The sequence below is a fragment of the Amycolatopsis sp. NPDC114478 genome (genome assembly GCF_055633805.1).
Genome location: NZ_JBVKDO010000027.1, coordinates 69,063 through 93,874, shown reverse-complemented (window position 1 = coordinate 93,874; position 24,812 = coordinate 69,063). Strand labels below are relative to the sequence as shown.

Annotated in this window: 6 protein-coding genes; 4 read left to right on the top strand and 2 right to left on the bottom strand. The window is 73.9% G+C overall.

The window, feature by feature from the left end; translation table 11 throughout:
- The first annotated feature begins 34 nt into the window (after positions 1-34).
- The 4 genes from ACZ7OH_RS44740 (at position 35) to ACZ7OH_RS44725 (ending at position 23,539) form a co-directional block, all read left to right on the top strand.
- Positions 35-1,192, top strand: a complete 1,158-nt coding sequence (locus ACZ7OH_RS44740; protein ID WP_470286478.1) for a cytochrome P450 — start codon at positions 35-37, stop codon at positions 1,190-1,192.
- Between the two features lie 105 nt (positions 1,193-1,297).
- A complete protein-coding gene (locus ACZ7OH_RS44735) occupies positions 1,298-16,993 on the top strand; it encodes an SDR family NAD(P)-dependent oxidoreductase (RefSeq protein ID WP_470286477.1) in 15,696 nt (5,231 codons plus the stop codon).
- Positions 16,990-22,269 (top strand): type I polyketide synthase, encoded by a 5,280-nt coding sequence (locus ACZ7OH_RS44730; protein ID WP_470286476.1) that lies wholly within the window; start codon positions 16,990-16,992, stop codon positions 22,267-22,269. The genes ACZ7OH_RS44735 and ACZ7OH_RS44730 overlap by 4 nt, the downstream gene beginning before the upstream one ends.
- Before the next feature lie 97 nt (positions 22,270-22,366).
- Entirely contained in the window at positions 22,367-23,539 is a 1,173-nt protein-coding gene (locus ACZ7OH_RS44725; protein ID WP_470286475.1) for a hypothetical protein, read from the top strand.
- Positions 23,540-23,595: 56 nt separating this feature from the next.
- Here ACZ7OH_RS44725 and ACZ7OH_RS44720 read toward each other — a convergent pair whose 3' ends face one another.
- Entirely contained in the window at positions 23,596-23,862 is a 267-nt protein-coding gene (locus ACZ7OH_RS44720; protein WP_400902548.1) for a hypothetical protein, read from the bottom strand.
- 126 nt (positions 23,863-23,988) lie between these two features.
- Positions 23,989-24,768, bottom strand: coding sequence for a thioesterase II family protein (locus tag ACZ7OH_RS44715; RefSeq protein WP_470286474.1), 780 nt, complete (start codon positions 24,766-24,768; stop codon positions 23,989-23,991).
- Positions 24,769-24,812 lie beyond the last annotated feature (44 nt).

Here is a 24,812-nt window from a genome sequence, read left to right as displayed (position 1 = left end):
TTCACGCCGGACAGTCCGTGCGTATCCGTTCGACATGCACGAGATCTCCGTTTCCGAGCAGTACCACGTCCTGCAGCGCGAAGAGCCGATGAGCCGGGTGCAGATGCCCTTCGGCGAACCGGCCTGGCTCGCGACGAAGTACGCCGACGTCAAGCTGGTGACGACCGACCCGCGGTTCAGCCGGGAGCTCGCGCAGGGCCTCGACCAGCCGCGGATGCGCCGCCAGCAGATGGGCGACGGCATCATGGGGATGGACCCGCCGGACCACTCCCGGCTGCGCCGCCTGGTGGGCAAGGCGTTCACCGCGCGCCGCCTGGAGCAGATGCGCGACGGCGTGAAGGACCTCGTCAACCGCCTGCTCGACGACATGCAGGCCCACGGCGACAGCGCGGACCTCGTCGAGGAGCTGGCGCGGCCGCTGCCGGTCACGGTGATCTGCGACCTGCTCGGCGTGCCGCAGGAGGACCACAAGATCTTCCGCGAGTGGACCCAGGCGCTGGTCAGCGACGCGACGGCCAAGGGTGACGTGCTGGACGTCTACGGCGACCAGCTCGACAACTACGTCGCCGGGCTGGTGGCCCAGCGCCGCGAGGAGCCGACCGACGACCTGCTCGGCGCGCTGGTCTACGCCCGCGACGCCGGCGACAAGCTGACCGAGAACGAGCTGATCTCGATCGCCGGCGCGGGTCTGCTCACCGGCGGTGTCGAGACGGTGTCGACGGCGTTGCCCAGCTTCGTCTTCACGCTGCTGACCCAGCCGGAGCTGCTGGACCAGCTGCGCGCGGACCCGGAGATCATGCCGACGGCGATCGAGGAGCTGCTGCGGTACGTGCCGATCAACACGGCGGCGATGTTCGCCCGGTACGCGACCGAGGACATCCGCTTCGGCGACGTCGTGGTGCGCGCGGGTGACCCGGTGCTGCCGGCCTTGCACGCGGCCAACCGCGACCCGGAGGTCTTCGCCGACCCCGATCGCATCGACCTGACGCGCAAGCCGAACCCGCACGTGGCCTTCGGGCACGGCCCGCACCACTGCATCGGCGCGCAGCTGGCGAGGCTGGAGCTGCAGGAAGCGTTGAAGGCGATCCTGGCGCGGTTCCCGGACCTGCGGTTCGCGGACGGCCGCGAGGGCGTGAAGTGGGAGTACGGCGTGATCGTGCGGGGGCCGTCGCTCCTGCGCATCGCCTGGTGATTTCCCGCCCCTAGAACGGTTTTCAGGGGATTCGGCCGCGGTGCGCGCCGACCTACGATCGAAAAGACGACCTTGTGCTGGCTTGCTACAGCGGTGGAGTGCGGAATGCGTGAGTTTGAGACCGAATCGAATCGGGCGTCCGGGTTCGCGGAGCGGCTGACCGAACTGCCCGCCGGTGACCGCGCGGCATTCCTGGCCGACGTCGTCCACGACGCCACCCGGGCCGCGCTGCTGGCGGCGCGCCCGGACGTCCCGGCGGTGCTCGACCCGGAAAAGGCGTTCTCCGACCACGGGTTCGACTCGCTGGCGGCGGTGGAGCTGCACGCGCGGCTCACCGACGCCACCGGGCTCGACCTGCCGGTCACCCTGGCCTTCGACCACCCGACCCCGGTCGCCGTCGCGCGCTTCCTGCACGCGGCGGTGTTCGGGGCCGAGGTCGTCCACAGTGGACTCCCGCCGGCGGGCGACCACGACGAGCCGGTCGCGATCGTCGGCATCGGCTGCCGGTACCCCGGCGGGACCGCGTCGCCCGAGGACCTCTGGCGGCTGGTCGAGCAAGAGGTGCACACCATCACCGGGTTCCCGACCGACCGCGGCTGGGACCTCGACGGCCTCTACGACCCGGACCCCGACCGCCCGGGCAGCAGCTACGTCACCTCCGGGGGCTTCCTGCCCGACGCCGGCGAGTTCGACGCGGGCTTCTTCGGCATCGCCCCGCGCGAGGCGTCCGCGATGGACCCGCAGCAGCGCTTGGTCCTCGAGACGGCGTGGGAAGCCCTGGAGCGCGCCAAGATCGACCCGACGACGCTGCGCGGCACGCCCGCCGGCGTCTTCATCGGCGCCGAGGCCCAGGAGTACGGCCCGCGCCTGCACGAAGCCCCCGACGGCCTCGACGGGTACCTGCTCACCGGCAACGCCCCCAGCGTCGTCTCCGGCCGCGTCGCCTACGCGCTCGGCCTCGAAGGCCCGACGCTGACCGTCGACACCGCGTGCTCCGGCTCGCTCGTCGCCCTCCACCTCGCCGTGCAGGCTCTGCGCCGCGGCGAGACGCAGCTCGCGCTCGCCGGCGGTGTCGCCGTCATGGGCGGCCCCGGCACGTTCACCGCGTTCAGCCGCCAGCGCGGCCTCGCCGAGGACGGCCGCTGCAAGGCGTTCGCCGCGGCCGCCGACGGCACCGGCTTCGCCGAAGGTGTCGGCGTCCTGGTCCTGGAACGGCTGTCCGACGCGGTCGCGAACGGCCACGCCGTGCTCGCCGTCGTCCGCGGCACCGCCATCAACTCCGACGGCGCGTCCAACGGCCTGACCGCGCCCAACGGCCCGTCGCAGCAGCGCGTGATCCACCGCGCGCTCGCCGACGCCCGGCTGGCGGCGTCCGAAGTGGACGCCGTCGAGGCGCACGGCACCGGCACCCGGCTCGGCGACCCGATCGAGGCGCAGGCCCTGCTCGCCGCCTACGGCCAGGACCGCGAGACACCGCTGCTGCTCGGCTCGATCAAGTCCAACATCGGCCACACGCAGGCCGCGGCCGGTGTGGCCGGCGTGATCAAGATGGTCGAGGCGATCCGCCGCGGCCGGCTGCCCAAGACCCTGCACGTCGACGCGCCGACCCCGCACGTCGACTGGACCGCGGGCGCGGTCGAGCTGCTGACCGAGGCCCGCGAGTGGCCGGCGGTCGAGCGGCCGCGCCGCGCCGGGGTGTCGTCGTTCGGCGTCAGCGGCACCAACGCCCACGTCATCATCGAGCAGGCGCCCGCGACCGCGGACGAGCCGGGCGCCACCGAGCCGCTGCCGGTCGTGCCGCTGGTCGTGTCGGCCCGCAGTGAGGAAGCCCTGCGGGCGCAGGCGGGCAAGCTCGTGTCCACTGTGGAGGCTGCGGACCTGACCGAGGTCGGCTTCTCGCTGGCCGGCACGCGCGCCGCGCACGACCACCGCGCGGTCGTCGTCGCCGAGAGCACCGAAGACGCCGTCCGCGGCCTGCGCGCGCTCGCCGCGGGTGAGCCGGACGCCTTCGTCGTCACCGGGACCCGCACGCCGGGCAAGCTCGCGATGCTGTTCACCGGCCAGGGTTCGCAGCGGCTCGCCATGGGCAAGGAGCTGTACCTCGCCTACCCGGTCTTCGCCGAGGTCTTCGACGAGGCCCTCGACCACCTCGACGTCCAGATGGACCGCCCGCTGCGCGACGTCCTCTTCGGCGACGACGCCGAGGAGCTGAACGGCACCCAGTACGCGCAGTGCACGCTGTTCGCGATTGAGGTCGCGCTCGCGCGGCTGCTGGAGTCGTGGGGCGTCAAGCCGGCCGTCCTGCTCGGGCACTCGATCGGCGAGCTGGCCGCCGCGCACATCGCCGGCGTCTGGTCGCTGGAAGACGCCTGCCTGGTCGTCGCCGCACGCGGTCGCTTGATGCAGGCTCTCCCCGGGGGCGGGGCGATGGTCGCGATCGCCGCGACCGAGGACGAGGTCGGCCCGCTGCTCACCGACGGCGTCAGCCTCGCCGCGATCAACGGACCCGCGTCGGTTGTCGTGTCCGGCGAGCGCGCCGAGGTCGCCGCGGTCGCCGAGGCCTTCCGCGCGCAGGGCCGCAAGACGAGCGAGCTGCGCGTGTCCCACGCGTTCCACTCGCCGCTGATGGAGCCGATGCTCGCCGAGTTCCGGGAGGTCCTGGAGGTCGTCGAGTTCTCGCCGCCGTCCATCCCGGTGATCTCGAACGTCACCGGCCGCCAGGCGACGCCCGAAGAGCTGTGCTCGCACGGCTACTGGCTCTACCACGTCCGGCGGGCGGTGCGGTTCGCCGACGGCGTCGCCGCGCTCGCCGCGGCCGGCGTCACCACGGCCATCGAGGTCGGCCCGGACGCCGTCCTCGCGGCCATGGCCGCGACCGGCCCGCACGGTTCGGACATCTCGTTCGTGCCCGCGCAGCGCCGTGGCCACGCCGAGGTCCCGGCCCTGGCCGGCGCGCTCGGCCGGCTGCACACCCGCGGCGTCCCGGTCGACTGGACCGCGTTCTTCGGCCCGGCCAACGTCGTCGACCTGCCGACGTACGCCTTCCAGCGCAAGCACTTCTGGCTCACCGCGCCCGGCCGCGGCGACGCGGCCGGCTTCGGCCAGCTCGCCTCCGGCCACCCGCTGCTCGCCGCCGAGATCGGCCTGGCCGACCACGACGGCCTGGTCCTGACCGGCCGCATCGGCCTGCGTTCGCACCCGTGGCTCGCGGACCACGCGATCGCCGGCACGGCCCTGCTGCCCGGCACCGCGTTCGTCGAGATGGCCCTGCACGCCGCCGGGCGCGCGGGCTGCGACGTCGTCGACGAGCTGACCCTGCAGGCACCGCTGGCCGTCCTGGACGGCCGCGGCGTCGAGGTGCAGGCCGTGGTCGGCCCGGTCGAGGACGGCCGCCGCACCATCGAGTTCTACTCGCGCGCCGAGCAGGACGTCGCCTGGACCCGCCACGCCGTCGGCGTGCTGGCCGAGGCCCCGGCCGCCGAGCCCGCCCCGCTGACCGAGTGGCCGCCGTCCGGCGCCGAGGTCGTCGCCACCAGCGAGCTGTACGACGAGCTGGCGGCGCAGGGTTACGGCTACGGCCCGCTGTTCCGCGGCCTGCGCACGGCGTGGAAGCGCGATGACGTCGTCTACGCCGAGGTCGCCCTGCCTACTCGGGACGACTCGTTCGGCATCCACCCGGCGCTGCTCGACGCCGTCCTGCACGCCACCGACTTCGCCCCGGGCGAGGCCCGGGAGGCCGGCGAGATCCGCCTGCCGTTCGCGTGGACCGGCGTGCGGCTGCACGCCTCCGGCGCGGCCGAGGTCCGGGTGCGGATCACCTCGCCCGCCACCGGCGGTGTCTCCATCGACGTCACCGACGCGGCGGGCGCGCCCGTGCTGTCGGTGGAGTCGTTCCGCTCCCGCCCGGTCAGCGGCGCCGACCTGGGCCCGCGGGCCCAGGACCTGCTGCACACCGTCGAATGGACGCCGGTCGCGGCTTCGGACGCGGATCCGGGTGAGGTGCGGCTCGTCAGCGTGCCGGGCGAACGCGGACGGGTTCCGGCCGCCGCCCGCCAGACCGCTCACCACGTCCTGGAGATCCTCCAGTCATTCCTCGCCGAGGCCACTTCGGCCAAGCTCGTGCTGCAGACACGCGGCACGCTGGCCGACTCCGTGGTGCGGGGGCTGGTGCGCTCGGCGCAGGCCGAGCAGCCGGGCCGGATCGTCCTGGTCGAGGGCGAAACCACGGCCACGACGCTGGCCACCGCGCTCGCGTCCGGCGAGCCGGAGCTGCGCGTCGACGGCGACCGCGTGCTGGCCCCGCGCCTCGTCCGCCTGGCCACCGACGCACCGGCCTGGCAGCCGGACGGCACCGTGCTCATCACGGGCGGCACCGGCGGCCTCGGCGCGCAGGTCGCGCGCCACCTCGTCACCACCCACGGCGTCCGGCACCTGGTGCTGCTCAGCCGGCGCGGAAGCGACGCCCCCGGCGCGGCCGAGCTGGTCGCCGAGCTGTCAGAGAGCGCGACGGTGCAGGTCATCGCCTGTGACGTCACCAAGAAGCGGTCGCTCTCGGCCGCGCTGAAGAAGATCGAGCAGCCGCTGACCGCGGTCGTCCACACCGCCGGCGTGCTCGACGACGCCCTGATCGGCTCGCTCACCGAAGAGCGTCTCGACACCGTCCTCGCGCCCAAGGTCGACGCGGCCTGGGCGCTGCACGAGCTGACTTCGGACCTGGCCGCGTTCGTCCTGTTCTCGTCCTCGGCCGGGCTGGTCGACGGCGCGGGCCAGGCCAACTACGCGGCCGGCAACACCTTCCTCGACGCGCTCGCCGAACACCGCCGCGAGCAGGGCCTCCCCGCGACGTCGCTCGCCTGGGGGCTGTGGACCGACGAAGGTGCCGCGCTCGGCATGAGCGCCGGACTGTCCGAAAAGGACCTGAGCCGGATCGGGCGGCTGGGCCTCGCCCCGCTGACCGCGGCCGAAAGCCTGGCCGCGCTGGACGTCGCCATCGCCTCGGGAACGGCCACCGTCGTGCCGACCCGCGTCGACCGCGCCGCCCTGGGCGCCCGCGACGACGTCCCGGCGCTGCTGCGCGGCCTGGTCCCCGCTCATCGGCGTCGCATCGCCGCGACCGCTGGTGAACTCACGCCGGAGCGGCAGTTCGCCGAGCGGTTCGCCCCGCTGTCCGAGGCCGACCGCGACCGCGCGGTGCTCGACCTGGTCCGCACGCACGTCGCGGCCGTGCTCGGCCACGACGGCCCGAGCGCGATCAGCCCGGCCCGCCCGTTCGGCGAGATCGGCTTCGACTCCCTCGCCGCGGTCGAGCTGCGCAACATCCTCGACTCCGTCACCGGCATGCGGCTGCCCGCCACGCTGGTCTTCGACCACCCGACCCCGCGCGCGCTGGCCGAGTACCTCGTCACGCGGCTCGGCGGCGTGGCCCCGGTCAAGCCGATCGCGCCGGTGACCACGGCCGACCCGGAGGAGCCGATCGCCATCGTCGGCATCGCCTGCCGCTACCCGGGCGGCGTCGCGACGCCGGAGGACCTGTGGCGGCTCGTCGCCGGTGGGGAAGAGGCGCTCACGCCGTTCCCGGCCGACCGCGGCTGGAACGTCGACGCCCTCTACGACCCCGAGCCCGGCAAGCCCGGCCACTCCTACGTCAAGCACGGCGCGTTCCTGCACGACGCCGCCGAGTTCGACGCCGACTTCTTCGAGATCAGCCCGCGCGAAGCGGCCGCCATGGACCCGCAGCAGCGGCTGCTGCTGGAAGTGTCGTGGGAGGCGTTCGAACGGGCCGGCATCGACCCGGTTTCGCTGCGCGGCAGCGCGACCGGCGTGTTCGCCGGCGTCATGTACCACGACTGGGGCACCCGCCTCGGCACGGTGTCCGACGACATCGCCGGTTACCTCGGCAACGGCAGCCTCGCCAGCGTCGTCTCCGGCCGCGTGTCCTACGCGCTCGGCCTGGAGGGCCCGACGGTCACCGTCGACACGGCGTGCTCGTCGTCGCTGGTCGCCCTGCACTGGGCGGTCCAGGCCCTGCGCCGCGGCGAGTGCACGCTCGCCCTGGCCGGTGGTGTCACCGTGATGTCCACTCCGGACACGTTCGTCGACTTCAGCCGCCAGCGCGGCCTGTCCGCCGACGGCCGTTGCCGCTCGTTCGCCGACGCCGCCGACGGCACCGGCTGGGGCGAGGGCGCGGGCATGCTGCTCGTCGAGCGGCTGTCGGACGCCCAACGCAACGGCCACCCGGTCCTCGCGCTGCTCAAGGGCTCGGCGGTCAACCACGACGGCGCGTCCAACGGCCTCACCGCCCCGAACGGTCCCTCGCAGCAGCGCGTGATCGCGAAGGCCCTGGCCGACGCCGGTCTCGCACCGTCCGAAGTGGACGCTGTCGAGGGCCACGGCACCGGCACCACGCTGGGTGACCCGATCGAGGCCCAGGCGCTGCTCGCGACCTACGGGCAGGACCGCGCCGAGGACCAGCCCCTGTGGCTGGGCTCGATCAAGTCCAACATCGGCCACACCCAGGCCGCGGCCGGCGTCGCCGGCATCATCAAGATGGTCATGGCGCTGCGCAACGAGCAGCTGCCGCGGACCCTGCACGTCGACCGTCCGTCCACTGTGGTCGACTGGGACACGGGTGCGGTGCGCCTGCTGACCGAGGCGCAGGACTGGTCACCCAACGGCCACCCGCGCCGCGCCGCGATCTCGTCGTTCGGCATCAGCGGCACCAACGCCCACGTGATCATCGAGCAGGCTCCGGCAGACGCAGAGATCGAGCAGGCCGTCGAACCGCGGCCCGAGGCCGTCGTCCCGGTCGCGCTGTCCGGCCGGTCCGCGGCCGCCGTGCGCGGCCAGGCCGCTCGGCTGCGCGAATACCTCGCCGACCATGAGGACGTCCCCGTCGCCGAGCTGGCGCGGTCGCTCGTCTCGACGCGCGCCGCGCTGGAGCAGCGGGCCGTGGTGGTCGCCGGGACCGCGGCCGAGCTGGCCGCCGGTCTCGACGCGCTGGCCGCCGGCGAGCAGAGCAGCGAGCCCGTCACCGAGGGCAAGCTCGCGTTCCTGTTCTCCGGGCAGGGCGCGCAGCAGGTGGGGATGGGGGCCGCGCTGTCGGCGGCCTACCCCGTCTTCGCCGACGCCTTCGACGCCGTCTGCGCCGCGATCGACCCCCTGCTCGACGTGCCGCTGCGCGACGTCGTCTTCGGCACGACCGCGCTCGCCGACCGCGGCCTGCTCGACCAGACGCAGTACACGCAGACCGCGTTGTTCGCGGTCGAAGTCGCGCTGTTCCGGCTCGCCGAGTCGTGGGGGATCGTCCCCGACGCCCTCGCCGGCCACTCGATCGGCGAGCTGGCCGCGGCGCACGTCGCCGGGGTGCTGTCCTTGGCCGACGCGGCGAAACTGGTCGCGGCCCGGGGGCGCCTGATGGGTGCCCTGAGCACGCCGCCGGGCGCGATGGTCTCCCTCGCCACCACCGAAGAAGCCGCGCGGGAGCTGATCCGCGGGTACGAGGACGACGTCAGCATCGCCGCCGTCAACGGCCCCGCGTCGGTCGTCATCTCCGGGACCGCCGACGTCGTGACCCGCATCGAGCGCGCCACCGACGTCCGGACGCGGCGGCTGCGCGTCAGCCACGCGTTCCACTCGCCGCTGATGGTCCCGATGCTCGACGAGTTCCGCGAGATCGCCGCCGGGCTGACGTTCCACGAGCCGAAGATCCCGGTCGTCTCGACGGTCTCGCCGGACGCGGACCTGACTTCGCCGGAGTACTGGGTCACCCACGTCCGCGAAGCCGTCCGCTTCGGGGACGCGGTGGCCGCGCTGGCCGCCGACGGCGTGCGGACGTTCCTCGAGCTGGGCCCGGACAGCGTGCTGACCGCGCTGGGCCGCCAGATCGACCCGGACGCCGCGTTCGTGCCCATCGGACGCCGCGACCGGGACGAGGTGCGCACCGCGCTGACCGCGCTCGGCCGCCTGTACGCCCGCGGTGCCGCCGGGCTGGGCAAGGTGCTCGGCGACGGCCCGATCCGGCTCGACCTGCCGACGTACGCCTTCCAGCGCAAGCGCTACTGGCTCGACGCGACCCCGTCCGGCGACGTGACGGCGGTCGGCCAGCAGCCGCTGCCGCACCCGATGCTCGGCGCGGTCGTGCCGCTGTCCGGTTCGGACACCACGGTGCTCACCGGTCGGCTGTCCGCCGGGTCGGTGCCGTGGGTGGCCGACCACGTCGTCAAGGGCGCGATCCTGGTGCCCGGCACCGGGTTCGTCGAGCTGGCCATCGCGGCCGGCGACCAGGTCGGGCACTCGACGGTCGAAGAGCTGACGCTGCAGGCGCCGCTCGTCCTGCCGCCGGACGGCGCCGTGGCGCTGCAGGTCGTGGTCGGGCCCGCCGACGGCGACCGGCGCCCGATCACCGTCTTCTCGCGGCCGGCCGACGGCGACGAGTGGACCCAGCACGCCATCGGCACGCTGTCCGCCGCGCCGCGGCCGGAGCCCGCCGGGCTCACCGAATGGCCGCCCGCCGGGGCGACCCCCATGGTGGTCGAGGGCGCGTACGACCGGCTCGAGGAGCGCGGGTACGGCTACGGCCCGTCCTTCCAGGGGCTCACGGCCGCCTGGAAGCGGGGCACGGAGGTGTTCGCCGAGGTCGCGCTGCCGGAGCCGGCGGCGTCGACGGCGAGCCGGTACGGCCTGCACCCGGCGTTGCTCGACATCGCGATGCACGCCGACCTCCTCGGCGACCCGGACGGCGCGACGCTGCTGCCGTTCGTCTGGAACGGCGTCACGCTGCACGCCGCCGGCGCTTCGGTGCTGCGGGTGCGGATCGAGCGGCTCAACGGCGACGAGGTGTCGGCCATCGAGGTGGCCGACAGCGAAGGCCGTCCGGTCGCGACCATCGACTCGCTGGTCTCCCGCCCGGTCCGCCGGGAACTGTCTCAGCCCGCGGAAATCGACGGCTCGCTGCTGAAGATCGCCTGGCAGCCGGTGTCCGTGCCGCAGTCCGACGCCGAGGTCGTGGCCGTGGGCCGCGGCCGGGTCGGGGTGGCCGCCACCTACGCCGGGTTCGCCGACCTCTTCGGCGCCGTCGACCGCGGCGAGCCGGTGCCGGGCGTGCTCACGCTGAGCGTGCCCGAGCGCACCCGCGACGTCCCGGAGACGGCGCGGGCGAACGCCGCCTGGCTGCTCGCCGAGCTGCAGGCCTGGCTGGGCGACGCCCGGTTCGCGGCCACGAAGCTGGCGGTCGTGACGCAGGACGCGGTCCCCGCCGGAGAGTCCACTGTGGACGTCACGCAGGGCCTGCTGTGGGGCCTGGCGCGCGGTGCGCAGGCCGAGCACCCGGGCCGGGTGTTCGTCGTCGACGCCGATGCGGCAGCGACGGCCGGGACCATCGCGGCGGTCGTCGCCTCCGGGGAGCCGGAGGCCGCGATCCGCGCCGGCGCGGTCGTCGTGCCGCGGTACGTCAAGACCGAGTCCGGCGACGCTTCCCCGTGGGGCAGCGGCACCGTGCTGATCACCGGTGGCACCGGCGGCCTCGGCAGCCTGCTGGCCCGCTACCTGGTGGCCGAGCACGGCGTCACGTCCCTGGTGCTCACCAGCCGCCGCGGGCTCGGCGCGCCGGGCGCCGGGCAGCTGGTCGAGGACCTGACCGACCTCGGGGCCCGGGTGCGGGTCGCCGCGTGCGACGTCACCGAGCGCGCCCAGGTCGAGAACGTCCTCGGCGCGATCGACGACCTCAGCGCCGTGGTGCACGCGGCCGGGACCGCCGACAGCGGCGTCTTCGACTCGCTGACCGCCGACCGGCTCGACGCGGTCCTGCGGGCCAAGGTCGACGCCGCCTGGCACCTGCACGAGCTGACCCACGACCTGGCCGCGTTCGTCCTGTTCTCCTCCGCCGGCGGCCAGGTGCTGCCCGCGGGCCAGGCGAACTACGCCGCCGCCAACGCGTTCCTCGACGGCCTCGCCGCGCACCGCCAGGCCGCCGGCCAGCCGGCGACCGCGCTCGCGTGGGGGCTGTGGGCCGAGAACACCGGCCTCGGCGGCGAGCTGGCCGAGGCTGACCTCGCCCGGATGGCGCGGCTCGGCCTGCCCGCGGTCACCGCGGAGCAGGGGCTCGCGCTGTTCGACGCGGCGACCGCCACCGCCGACGCCGTGATCGCCCCGCTGCGGGTCGACGTCGCGGCGCTGCGGGCCCGCACCGACGACCTGCCCGCGTTGCTGCGCGGGTTCGTCCCGCCGAAGGCCCGCCGGACCGCCAAGGCGGCGAAGGCGGCCGACAACGCGCTGGCCACGGAGCTGGCCGCGTTGGCCGACAACGAGCGCGACCGCGTGCTGCTGGACATCGTCCGCACGCAGGTGGCCGCCGTGCTCGGCTACGCCGACAAGTCCGAAGTGGACGGTGCACGCGCGTTCAAGGAACTCGGCTTCGACTCGCTCGCCGCGGTCGAGCTGCGCAACCTGCTCGGCAGCGCGACCGGCCTGACCCTGCCCGCGACGCTGATCTTCGACCACCCGACCGCCAAGGCGGTGGCGGACTTCGTCAAGGGCAAGCTGCTCGGCGCGGTCGCCAAGGTGCCGGCCACGACGACCCGGACGAACGCGTCGATGCAGGAGCCGATCGCGATCGTCGGCATGGCCTGCCGGTACCCCGGCGGCGTCCGGTCGCCGGAGGACCTCTGGCAGCTGCTGGTCGACGAGGTCGACGCCGTGTCGGAGTTCCCGGCCAACCGCGGCTGGGACATCGACAGCATCTACGACCCCGAGCGCGGCAAGCGCGGCAAGACCTACGCCCGCGAAGGCGGCTTCCTCCACGAAGGCACCTTGTTCGACCCGGCGTTCTTCGGCATCGGCCCGCGCGAGGCGCTGGCCATGGACCCGCAGCAGCGGCTCCTGCTGGAGACGGCGTGGGAGGCCATCGAGCGGGCCGGCATCGACCCGACCGCCCTGCGCGGCAGCATGACCGGCGTCTTCACCGGCGCCATGTACGACGACTACGGCAGCCGCGTTCCCGGCGCGCCCCTCGACGTCGCCGCCTACATCCCCAACGGCAGCTCGGGCGCGGTCGTCTCCGGCCGCATCTCCTACCTGCTGGGGCTGGAAGGCCCGTGCATGACGGTCGACACCGCGTGCTCGTCTTCGCTGGTCACGCTGCACCTCGCGGTGCAGGCGCTGCGGGCGGGGGAGTGCGGGCTGGCCCTCGCCGGCGGCGTCACGCTGCTCTCGCAGCCGGACCTGTTCGTCGACTCCAGCCGTCAGGGCGTGCTTTCGCCCAACGGCCGGTCGAAGTCCTTCTCGGCGGCGTCCGACGGCGTCGGCTGGGCCGAGGGCGCGGGCCTGCTCCTGTTGGAGCGCCTGTCCGACGCCGAGCGCAATGGGCACGAGGTCCTCGCCGTGGTCCGCTCCAGCGCCGTCAACCAGGACGGCGCGTCCAACGGCCTCACCGCGCCGAACGGCCCGTCGCAGGAACGCGTGATCCACGCGGCCCTCGCGGCCGGCGGTCTCAAGCCGTCCGAAGTGGACGCCGTCGAGGCGCACGGCTCTGGCACGAAGCTGGGTGACCCGATCGAGGCCCAGGCGCTGCTGGCCACCTACGGCCAGGACCGGCCGGACGGGCAGCCGCTGTACCTGGGCTCGGTGAAGTCCAACATCGGCCACGCGCAGGCTTCCGGCGGCGCGGCGGGCGTGATCAAGGTCGTCCAGGCCATGCGGCACAACATGCTGCCGAAGTCGCTGCACATCGACGCGCCGTCCCCGGTCGTCGACTGGACCACCGGCGACATCGAGCTGCTGAGCGAGGCCCGGCCGTGGCTGCCGAACGGCCGCCCGCGCCGCGCGGGTGTCTCGTCCTTCGGCATCAGCGGGACGAACGCGCACATCATCATCGAAGAGGCTCCGCCGTCCACTGTGGAGCGTCCGCGCCGGACCGCGCCGCCGCTGGCGTCGGTTCCGCTGCCGATCGCCGGGACCACGGCCGCGGCGCTAGCCGACCAGGCCGCCCGGGTCGCCGCGCACCTGCGCGCCAACCCGGAACTGGACCTGACCGACGTCGGCTACTCGCTCGCCACCGGCCGGGCCGCGCTCGACCACCGCTCGGTGGTCTTGGCGGCGAACCGCGACGCCGCGCTCAAGGCTCTCGACGGGCTCGCCGGCGGCGGGACCCCGGCGGGCACGGTGACCGGCACGACCAGCGCGGCCGACCTGACCGCGTTCCTCTTCACCGGCCAGGGCGCGCAGCAGCCGGGCATGGGCCGCGAGCTGTACGAGGCCTTCCCGGTCTTCGCCGGCGCGTTCGACGAGGCCTGCGGGCTGTTCGACACCGAGGTCCCGCTCAAGGACGTCATCCGGGACGGCAGTCCGCTGCTGAACAAGACGGCGTACACGCAGTGCGCGCTGTTCGCGATCGAGGTCGCGCTCTACCGCCAGGTCGAGTCGTGGGGCCTCACACCGGACTACGTCGCCGGGCACTCGATCGGCGAGCTGGCCGCGGCGCACGTCGCCGGGGTCCTCTCGCTGGCCGATGCCTGCGCCTTGGTCGCGGCTCGCGGCCGGCTGATGCAGGCGCTGCCTGAGGGTGGTGCGATGGCGGCGATCGCGGCCACCGAGGACGAGGTGCGTGCCGCGCTCCCGGCCGGGGTGGACGTCGCCGCGATCAACGGCCCGCGGTCGGTGGTCATCTCCGGTCCCGAGGACGCGGTGAAGGCCGCGATGGCGGTCTTCAAGGAAGCCGGCCGGCGCGTGAAGCAGCTGGTCGTCTCGCACGCCTTCCACTCCGCGCTGATGGAGCCGATGCTGGCCGACTTCGCCGTGGTGGCGGAAAAGCTGACCTACAGCGCTCCGAGCATCCCGGTCGTCTCCAACGTGACCGGCCGGATCGCCACCGCCGAGCAGCTCTGCTCGCCGGAGTACTGGGTGAACCACGTCCGCGACGCCGTGCGCTTCGCCGATGGCGTCGGCACGCTGCTCTCGGCCGGGGTCACCCGGTTCGTCGAGCTGGGCCCGGACGCGGTCCTGACCGGCATGGCCCGCGAGTGCGACACGTCGGTCGCCGACCGGCCCGACCGCGTCGTGGGCGTGCCCGCGCTGCGCCGGGGCCGCGACGAGGTGCAGACGCTGTTCACCGCGCTGGCCACGGTGTACTCGCGGGGCGCGAAGATCGACTGGCGGGCCCTGTTCGCCGGCCGCGGTGCGTCCACTGTGGACCTGCCGACCTACGCGTTCCAGAACAAGGAGTACTGGCTCAACGCGACGAAGCCGGCGGGCGACGTCGATTCGCTGGGCGCCAAGTCCGCCGCGCACCCGCTGCTGGGCGCGCTGGTGGAGCTGCCCGACGGCGGCGCGGTGCTCACCGGCCGGCTCGCGGTCGACAAGCAGACCTGGCTGGCCGACCACGTGGTGCTGGGCCGGACGATGCTGCCGGGCACGGCGTACGTCGAGCTGGCCCTGCACGCCGCCGACCAGGTCGGCTGCGACCTCCTGGAGGAGCTGACCCAGCAGGCTCCGCTGCTGCTGCCCGAGGAGGGCGGCGTCGACATCCGCGTCGTCGTCGGCGCTCCCGGCGCGGACGGCCGGCGCGAGCTGTCGGTGCACTCCCGCGCCGAGAGCGGGTGGACGCAGCACGCGGCGGGCACGCTCGCCACGGGTGCGCGGCCGGCGGAGTTCGACCTGACGGCGTGGCCGCCCGAGGGCGCCGAAGCCGTCGACCTCACCGGGCTCTACGACGACCTGGCCGGGCTCGGCTTCGGCTACGGCCCGGTGTTCCGGAACCTGCGCGCGGTGTGGCTGCGCGAAGGTGAGGTGTTCGCCGAGGTGGCGCTGCCCGAGGGCACCACGGCGAGCGACTTCGGGCTCCACCCGGGCTTGCTCGACTCGGCGCTGGGGGCGACGGACTTCCTCGTCCCGGGCGGGCCGAAGGCGCTGACCGAGACGACGATCCCGTTCGCCTGGAACCAGGTTTCGCTGAACGCCTCCGGAGCCACGACGCTGCGGGTGCGGGTCCGCAAGGAAGGCACAGCAGGCAAGGACGCCTCACTGGCCCTCGCCGACGCGGCCGGCACGCCGGTCGCGTGGATCGAGTCGCTGGTGACGCGGCCGGTGTCGGAGGGCCAGCTGGGCGCCAAGGTGCCCGACTCGCTCTACCGCATCGGCTGGCAGCCCGCGGCGGGTGTCCGGCTGGTCAAGTCCCTCGAAGGCTGGGCCGTGCTCGGCGCCGACGACCTCGGCCTCGGCGTCCCGACGCACGACGAGCCGGTGGCCGCCGACGTGCTGGTCCTGCCGGTCGTCTCCGCCGACGGAGACGTGCCCACCCGGGTCCACGCGACTGTTCAGGCCACGCTGAAGCAGCTGCAGGCTTGGCTCGACGGCTCTTCCGACGGCAAGCTCCTGGTCGTCACGCGCAACGCCGTGGCCGACGACCCCGACCTCGCCCAGGCGCCGGTCTGGGGCCTGGTGCGGGCCGCGCAGGCGGAGAACCCCGGCCGGGTCCAGGTGGTCGACGTCGACGACCTGCCCCAGTCTCTGCGGGCCCTGCCCGCGGTGGTCGCCTCCGGCGAGCCGGAAGCGCTCGTCCGGGTCGGCGAAGTCCGTGTGCCGCGGCTGGTCAAGGTCACGACGGTCGGCGACCCGGTCGAGTGGGATGCGGACGGCACGGTGCTCATCACCGGTGGCGCCGGCCTGCTCGGCGGTCACCTGGCTCGGCACCTCGTCGCCCGCGGGGCCCGGAAGCTGGTGCTCACCAGCCGACGCGGTCTCGACGCACCGGGTGCTCGCGAGCTGGTCGAGGAGCTGGGTGCTTCGGTGACCGTCGCGGCCTGCGACGTCACCGACCGGGACGACCTGGCTCGGCTGATCGAGTCGCTGCCCGACCTCACCGCCGTCGTGCACGCCGCCGGGCAGATGGACAGCGCGGTGCTGACCGCGCTCACTCCTGCGCAGGTCACGAACGTCCTGCGGCCCAAGGTCGACGCGGCCTGGCACCTGCACGAGCTGACCGCGTCGCTGGACCTGAAGGCGTTCGTCCTCTACTCCTCGGCGGGCGGCCTGCTGCTCGCCGCCGGGCAGGCGAACTACGCGGCGGGCAACGTCTTCCTGGACGCGCTCGCCGAGCACCGCACGGCGCTGGGCCTCCCGGCGACGTCGCTGGCCTGGGGTCCGTGGGAGGGCAGCGGCGACGCCGTCGACCTGACGCACGTCGCCCGGTACGGGGTCGCGGAGCTGGCCGTCACCGATGGTCTCGCGCTCTTCGACGCCGCACTGGCGGCCGGTGAGCCGACGCTGGTGCCGGTGAAGCTGGCCGACCTGCGGGAAGCCGACCGGATCGCGCCGCTCCTGCGCGGCCTGGTCACGGCCACCCCGCGGCGGGCCGCCGCGGCGGCGGGTCCGGTGACCGCGGCGCCCGAGGCGGGCTTCGCGGACAAGCTGACCGGGATGTCGGCCGACGAACGGGAAACCGCGCTGCTGCAGCTGGTCTGCGAGCACGCGGCGGCCGTCCTCGGCTACGACGACGCTTCGGCGGTCGGCGTCGAAAAGGGCTTCACCGACCTGGGTATCGACTCCCTGGCCGCGCTCGAACTGCGCAACCGGCTCGGGGCGGCCTGCGGGCTGCGCCTGCCGGCGACGCTGATCTTCGACTACCCGAGCCCGCTGCCGCTGACCCGGTTCCTCCTCGGCGAACTGCTGCCGGAGCTCGGCGAGCCGGTCGAAGAGGTGGCCGAGGCCAACGGAACCGACGAAGTGGCCGCCATCGCCGGGATGGACCTGGCCAACCTGGTCAAGTCCGCGATGGCGGGCACCCAGACCGACGGAGGGGACTCCCAGTGACTCAGGCGCCGTCCACCGAGCAGATCGTCGCCGCGCTGCGCCAGTCCATGATGGACAACGAGCGGCTCAAGGCGGACAACCAGAAGCTCACCGCGGCGATGAGCGAGCCGATCGCCATCATCGGGATGGGCTGCCGGTACCCCGGCGGGGTCACCACACCGTCGCAGCTCTGGGACCTCGTCGCCGGCGGCACCGACGCCGTCGGCGAGTTCCCCGAGGACCGCGGCTGGGACACCGCGGCGCTCTTCGACCCCGCCGGCCGGCCCGGCACGACGTACTCGAAGGAAGGCGGCTTCCTCTACGACGCCGCCGACTTCGAGCCCGAGTTCTTCGGCATCTCCCCGCGGGAGGCCCGCACGCTCGACCCGCAGCAGCGGATCGTGCTGGAAACCGCGTGGGAGGCCGTGGAACGCGCCGGGATCGTGCCGTCGACGTTGCGGGGCAGCAAGACCGGCGTCTTCGCCGGCGTCATGTACCACGACTACGGCGCCGGCAGCAGCGACGGCAGTCTCGTCTCCGGCCGGATCTCCTACACCCTCGGCCTGGAAGGCCCGTCGGTGTCGGTCGACACGGCGTGCTCGTCCTCGCTGGTCGCCCTGCACTGGGCGGCTCAGGCGCTGCGCCGCGGCGAGTGCTCGCTGGCGCTGGCCGGCGGCGTCACGGTGATGGTGACGCCCGACATGTTCGTCTACTTCAGTGAGCAGCAGGGGCTGTCCGCGGACGGCCGGTGCAAGGCGTTCGGCAGCGGCGCCGACGGCGTCGGCTGCTCCGAAGGTGCCGGAATGCTGCTGCTGGAACGGCTTTCCGACGCGCGTCGCAACGGCCACCACGTCCTGGCCGTGCTGCGCGGCAGCGCGGTGAACTCCGACGGCGCGTCCAGCGGCATCACCGTCCCGAACGGACCCGCGCAGCAGCGGGTGATCCGCGCGGCACTGGCCGACGCCGGGCTGAACCTGTCCGATGTGGACGCCGTCGAGGCGCACGGCACCGGCACCAAGCTCGGTGACCCGATCGAGGCGCAGGCGCTGATCGCCACCTACGGCAAGGCGGCCACGGCCGACCGGCCGCTGCACGTCGGGTCGTTCAAGTCGAACGTCGGCCACACGCAGGCGGCCGCCGGCGTCGGCGGCGTGATCAAGATGGTGGAGGCGCTGCGGCGCGGCGTCCTCCCACGCACCCTGCACGCCGACGAGCCCTCGCCGCACGTCGAATGGACGGACACGGTTTCGCTGCTCAGCGAGCCGAAGCCGTGGCCGGAGACCGGGCGGCCGCGCCGCGCCGGGGTGTCCTCGTTCGGGATCAGCGGGACCAACGCGCACGTGATCGTCGAGCAGGGCGACCCGGTGGCGCGTTCTTCGGACGACGGGCCGGCGACGTGGCTGCTGTCCGCGAACGACCCGGAGGCCCTGCGGGCGCAGGCGGGCAAGCTCGCTTCCTCCGTCGGTGAGTTGTCCACCGTGGACGTCGGGTTCTCGCTGGCGACCACGCGGACGCCGGCCGAGCACCGCGCCGGGGTCGTGGCCGCCGACCGGGCCGCCGCGGTCAGCGCGCTGACCGAATACGCGGCCGGCCGGACGCCGGTGGGCGTCGTCGAGGGCGTGGTTTCCACTGGCCGGACGGCCTTCCTGTTCACCGGCCAGGGCGCGCAGCGCGCCGGGATGGGGCTGGAACTGGCGGCGGCGTACCCCGCGTTCGCCGAGGCTTTCGACGTCGTGGCCGCCGAGCTGGACAAGCACCTCGACGTGCCGCTGCGGACCGTCCTGGGCTCCGGCGAGACCGGGTACACCCAGCCGGCGTTGTTCGCCGTCGAGGTCGCGGTGTTCCGGCTGCTCGAGTCGTGGGGCGTCACGCCGGACTACTTGCTGGGACACTCGATCGGCGAGCTGGCCGCGGCGCACGTCGCCGCGGTGCTCTCCCTCGAAGACGCGTGCACGCTGGTGACGGCCCGGGCACGGCTGATGCAGGCGCTGCCCGCCGGCGGCGCGATGGTCGCCGTGGCGGCGGCCGAGGCGGACGTCCTGCCGCTGCTGACCGACGGCGTGTCGATCGCCGCCGTCAACGGCCCGGCGTCGGTGGTGCTGTCCGGCGACGAGGACGCGGTCCTCGCGGTCGCCTCGAAGTTCGAGAAGACTTCGCGGCTGAAGGTGTCGCACGCGTTCCACTCGGCGCTGATGGAGCCGATGCTGGCCGACTTCGCGTTCATCGCCCGGAACCTGACCTATGCCGAGCCGTCGATCCCGATCGTGTCGACGGTTTCGCCCGATGCCGACCTGACCTCCCCGGAGTACTGGGTGAGCCAGGTGCGTGACGCCGTCCGGTTCGCCGACGGGATCCGCACGCTGCTCGACGCGGGTGTCACGACGTTCGTCGAGGTCGGCCCGTCGGCGGTGCTGACCGCGATGGGCCAGACGTGCCTGGGCGCGGACGACCGGGCGGCGTTCGTCCCGGTGCTGCGCAAGGACCGCCCCGAAGGCGAGTCGGCGGCCGCCGCGGTGGCTTCGCTGTTCGTCGCCGGGTCTACTGTGGACTTCTCGGCGTTCTACGCCGGCGGTGCGCCGGTCGAACTGCCGACGTATGCGTTCCAGCGCAAGCGCTACTGGCTGGAGAACCCGACCGGCGCCCGCGTCCGCGGCGTCGCCGAGGTCGGGCAGCGCGACGCCGAGCACCCGCTGCTGGGTGCCGTCGTCGTCGCGGCCGACTCGGGCGGTGCCGTGCTGACCGGCCGGCTGTCCGCGCGGACCCAGCCGTGGCTCGCGGACCACGTCGTGCAGGGCTCGATGCTGTTCCCCGGCACGGCGTTCGTCGAGCTGGCGATCCGCGCGGGGGACGAGGTCGGCTGCGGGCGGCTCGACGAGCTGACCCTGGCCGCGCCGTTGATCGTGCCCGCCGAAGGGGCCGTCCGGCTGCAGGTCGTCGTCGGTGCTCTCGAATCGGAGCAGCGCTCTCTGGCGATCTATTCGCAGGCCGAGGACGCTTCCGAGTGGGTGCAGCACGGCAGCGGCCGGTTGTCCGCCGCTGCCGGCACTCCGGCGGCGGTGCCGGAGTGGCCGCCCGCCGGGGCGACCGAGATCGACGTGACCGCCCGCTACGACGAGCTGGCCGCGCAGGGCTTCGACTACGGCCCGGTGTTCGCCGGGCTGCGCCGCGTGTGGCAGGTGGGCGACCGGCTCGCCGTCGAGGTGGCGCTGCCCGAGGACACCGATGCTTCGGCGTTCGGCCTGCACCCCGCGCTGCTCGACGCGGCGCTGCACACGATCGGCCTCGCCGGGCCGACCGAGGACAAGCCGGTGCTGCCGTTCGCGTGGTCGGGTGTGTCGCTGCACGCCGCCGGGGCGTCGGACCTGCGGGTCGTGCTCGCTTCGGACGTCGAGAACACCGTTTCGCTGACCGCGACGGACACCGCCGGCGCGCCGGTGCTCAGCGTCGAATCGCTGTCGCTGCGGCCGATCGCGGCGGACGCGTTCCGCGCCACGCGTTCGGCGGTGGACGACTCGCTCTTCCGCGTCGAGTGGCAGCCGTACGCGGGCGACGCCGTTTCGGGCGTCTCTTCCGTGGTGCTCGGTGCTGGTTTCGGGTTGCCGGGTAAGTCCTATGTGGACCTTCCCGCGCTGGTGGCCGACGGTGTGCGGCCGGACGTGGTGTTCGCGCCGTTCGTGGCGCCTGCGACGGCGTCGCCGGTGGCGGCGCGCGAGGCGACGCACCAGTTGCTGGCGCTGACCCAAGCCTGGGTCGCCGAGGAGACTTTGGCGTCGTCACGGCTGGTCGTCGTGGCCCGCCGGGCGATCGGGACGCGGCCGGACGAGGGCGTCGAGGACCTGACGCACGCCGCGCTCTGGGGCGTGATCCGGACGGCGCAGCTGGAGTACCCCGACCGGTTCATGGTCGTGGACGTCGATGGCGGCGAGCTGCCCCTGGACGCGGTGCTCGGCGCGATGTACGCCGACGAGCCGGGGGTCGCGGTGCGCGACGGCGCGGTGCTGGTGCACCGGCTGGTGAAGTACGTGCCTTCTCCTGGTCCGGTCGCGCTGGATCCCGAGGGCACGGTGTTGGTCACCGGCGGCACCGGCGTGCTGGGCCAGCTGATCGCCCGGCACCTGGTGACCGAGCACGGCGTCAAGAACTTGCTGCTGACGAGCCGTCGCGGGGCCGCGGCGCCCGGGGCCGGCGAGCTGGTCTCGTCGCTGACTTCCCTGGGAGCCGAAGTTTCCCTGGCGGCGTGCGATCTCGCCGACCGCGACGCGGCGGCCGAGCTGCTCGCGGGGGTCGAGCCGGCGGCGGTGGTGCACACCGCGGGTGTCGTCGACGACGGCGTCCTGCTGGCGCTGACGCCGGAGCGGATGGACGCGGTGCTGCGGCCGAAGGTGGACGCGGCGTGGAACCTGCACTCGCTGACCGCTTCGCTGGACATCCCGTTCGTCCTGTACTCGTCGGCGGGCGGCACGCTCGGCGCGGCGGGGCAGGCGAACTACTCGGCGGCGAACGTCTTCCTGGACGCGCTGGCCCACCACCGGGCGGCCACCGGGCGGCACGCGGTGTCGCTGGCGTGGGGCCTGTGGTCCGAGGGCGGCATGTCGGGCGAGCTGGCGGAGACGGACCTGATCCGGATGGCGCGTTCGGGCGTGTTCGGCCTGTCGTTCGAGGACGGGCTTTCGTTGTTCGACGCGACTTTCGGGACGTCGGAGCCGGCGCTGGTGCCGGTCCGGCTGGACATGTCGGGCCTGCGGGCGGACGCGCACAGCGTCCCGGCGATGCTGCGGGGCTTGGTTCGCGGCGGTCGTCGCCGCGCGGAGGCTTCGGACGACTCGTGGGCCCGGATCGTGGCATTGCCGGCGGGGGAGCGTGGTCGCGCGGTGCTGGACCTGGTGTGCGGCACGGCAGCGGTGGTCCTGGGCCACGAACGCCGGGACGCGGTCGACCCGCGCAAGGGCTTCATCGAGCTGGGCTTCGACTCCTTGACGGCGATCGAGCTGCGCAACCGCCTGGAATCGGTGACGGGCCGGCGCTTGCCGGCGACGTTGATCTTCGACCACCCGTCGGCATCGGCGCTGGCGGAGTTCCTGGGCGCGGACCTGGCCGACCCGCCGTCGGCGGTCGACGTCCGGTTGACGGACCTGGAGGCCGAGCTGCGCTCACTGGACGCGGCTGCGCGCGCGGCGGTCGTGGGCCGCCTGCGCGAGCTGGTGGCGACGTTCTCCCCGGCGGACCGCGAACTCGAAGAGGCGGGCGCGGACGAGCTGTTCGCGATGCTGGACGAAGAGCTGGAGTCCCAGGGGTAGGTTTCCCGGCTGCCTCCCCCGGCCGGGACAGGGGACCGCTTCCGCCAACGGCGCCGGAAGCGGTCCCTTTTGCGTGCCGTTCTGGGACGATGCCCCCATGATCGCCGGAGGGAAGCCGCAAACGGTGCCGCTGCCCGGTCAGGTCTGGGGCCTGGCCGCACCGGGCCCGGCCGGTCCGCTGGTCGCGACCACCTACGACGGCGGCAACCTCTCGGACACCGTGCTGACCGCACTCGACCGGTCGGGGACCGTGTTGTGGCAGCACCGGGCCGAGGGGCTCCCGTCGCCGCCCCGGGTGAGCGTCGACGGGACGGTTTGGATCGCCCGGCGCGGCCCCGACGGCTACGGCCTGACCGGACTGGACCTGGGCGGGTCGGTGCTGCGCTCGGTCGTGCTCGACCACGAGCCCCACGAGCACCTCAGTGCGTTCGTCCTGCTGGCCGACGGGTTCTGCGCCGCGTGGACGCCCGCCGAACGGTTCCACGTCGTGGCGCCCGGCCGCACGCCGCGCGTCTCCCGCCACGACGGTGCCGGCCGTGCGGTGTGGTCCACGACCGTCGAGCTCGAAGCGGAACGACCGGGGCCGCGGACGATCACGGCGTCGAACTGGCAGCCGCTGCTGGTCTCCGCCGATCGCGTCGCGGCCGCCTACGAGGACGGTGGCAGCGGGATCGGCGTGACCTTCTTCCTCGACACCGCGACCGGGGAGCTGGTTTCGCGGACCCGGCCGGGACCGTCCGGGTTCAACTCGATCGCCGGACCGGGCGAGTTCCTGATCGGCGAGCAGGGCTACGGCATCCGCCGCACCACCCGCTACGACCGGGCGGGCAAGCCGGTGCGGCAGTGGACGAGCCACGGCCTGCTGCTGGTCGACCGGGACGGCGGCATCCGCGGCCCCGAACACGAAAACGTCGTGCGCTCGCGCTCGCGGTTCCGCGGCTTCGCCGAGGACGGCACGCTGGCCGGCGGACCGGCGCTTTCCGGCTACCACACCACGTATCCGGCGCTGGACGGCAACGGCACCGCGGTGTTCTGGCGCGACGGGCGGCTGGTCACCGTCGACGCCGGCTTCGAGCTGCGCGAGCTGTTCGCCCAGGCTGACGACCGCGGGGCCATGAGCCGGGTACTGCTGCTCGCCGGCGGGCAAGTCGTCTTCGCCCTGGACGACGAGCTGCTGATCTTCCGCGACACCGGGCTCGGGCCCCTGGACGAGGGCGTCTGGCCGTGCGGCGACGGCAATCTCGACGGGAACCCGGTCGCTTACCAGTAGGAACGGCAAAGGCGGCGCACGGCGACCCGAACCGCGCACCGCCTCGAGGGGGTCGATCAGACTTCGGCGAGCAGCCCCAGCGAGCACAGCGAGCCCGCCAGCAGTTCCATGTCGTACCGGGTGTCCTCGACGTCCGTCTCCCACAGGGCCGCCAGGACCGTGCTCGCGCGGTCCACGTCGCCGTTGTGCTGCTTCAGCGCGATCCACATCGCCGCCGCGACCGGCTCGCAGTCGACCTGGCGGCTCGTGCCGCGGCACGTCAAGCGCAGGTGGCCGTTCGGGAGCATCCGCTGGGTGACACCGGGAACGGTCTGGATCGCCATCATGACTACCTCCGGGGGCGGGTCGTTTTCCTCGATGTACCCAGTTTCGCGGATCGGGAGCCGCCGAACCATGGGGTCGGCACCTGAACACCGGCTGGGGTTTCCCCACCCCTGCCGCTGCCCGGTTCAGGGGGTTGCGCAGGCACCCCAGTCGCGCAGGCGGGCCGCCACGACCTCCAGGACGCCGTCGAGCTGGGCGTTCAGGTAGAAGTGGCCGCCGGGGTACACCTCGACCGCGCAGCCGCCGGTCGTGTGGACGCGCCAGGCGTCGGCCTCGGCGAGCTCGGTGACCGGGTCGTCGTCGCCCACCAGGACCTGGATCGGACACGCCAGCTCGGTGCCCGGCCGGTGCCGGTAGGTCTCGACGGCGGTGTAGTCCCCGCGGACGGCGGGCAGCACCATGCGCAGCAGCTCGTCGTCGCCCAGGACGGCGCTGTCGGTGCCGCTGAGCTCCTTCAACGCGGCGATCAGGCCGTCGTCGTCGCGCTGGTGGACGTACTCGATCCGCTGCGCCGACGGCGCCCGGCAGGCCGAAGCGAACAGGCCGAGCGGCCGCGCGCCCCGCGCTTCGAGCCGGCGGGCGACCTCGTAGCCGAGCGTCGCGCCCATGCTGTGGCCGAAGAGAGCGACGGGCCGGTCGAACCAGGGGCCGAGGTCGTCGGCGATCGCGTCGGCCATGGCGTCGACGTCGTCGTAGCAGGGTTCGCCGAGCCGGTCCTGCCGGCCGGGATACTGCACGGCGACGACATCGGCATCGAGGTTCGCCGCGGCGGCCGCGCGCGAGAAGGCGAAGTAGGCGGTGGCGGAACCACCGGCGTGCGGCAGGCAGACGAGCCGCGCGGCGGCGTCGTCGGCCGCGTGGAAGCGCCGGATCCACCGGCTCGTTCTTTCGTTTACGGCAGTCATGGTTCCCGAAGTTTTGGGGGCTTTCCCGGCCGTGGCAACCCCTA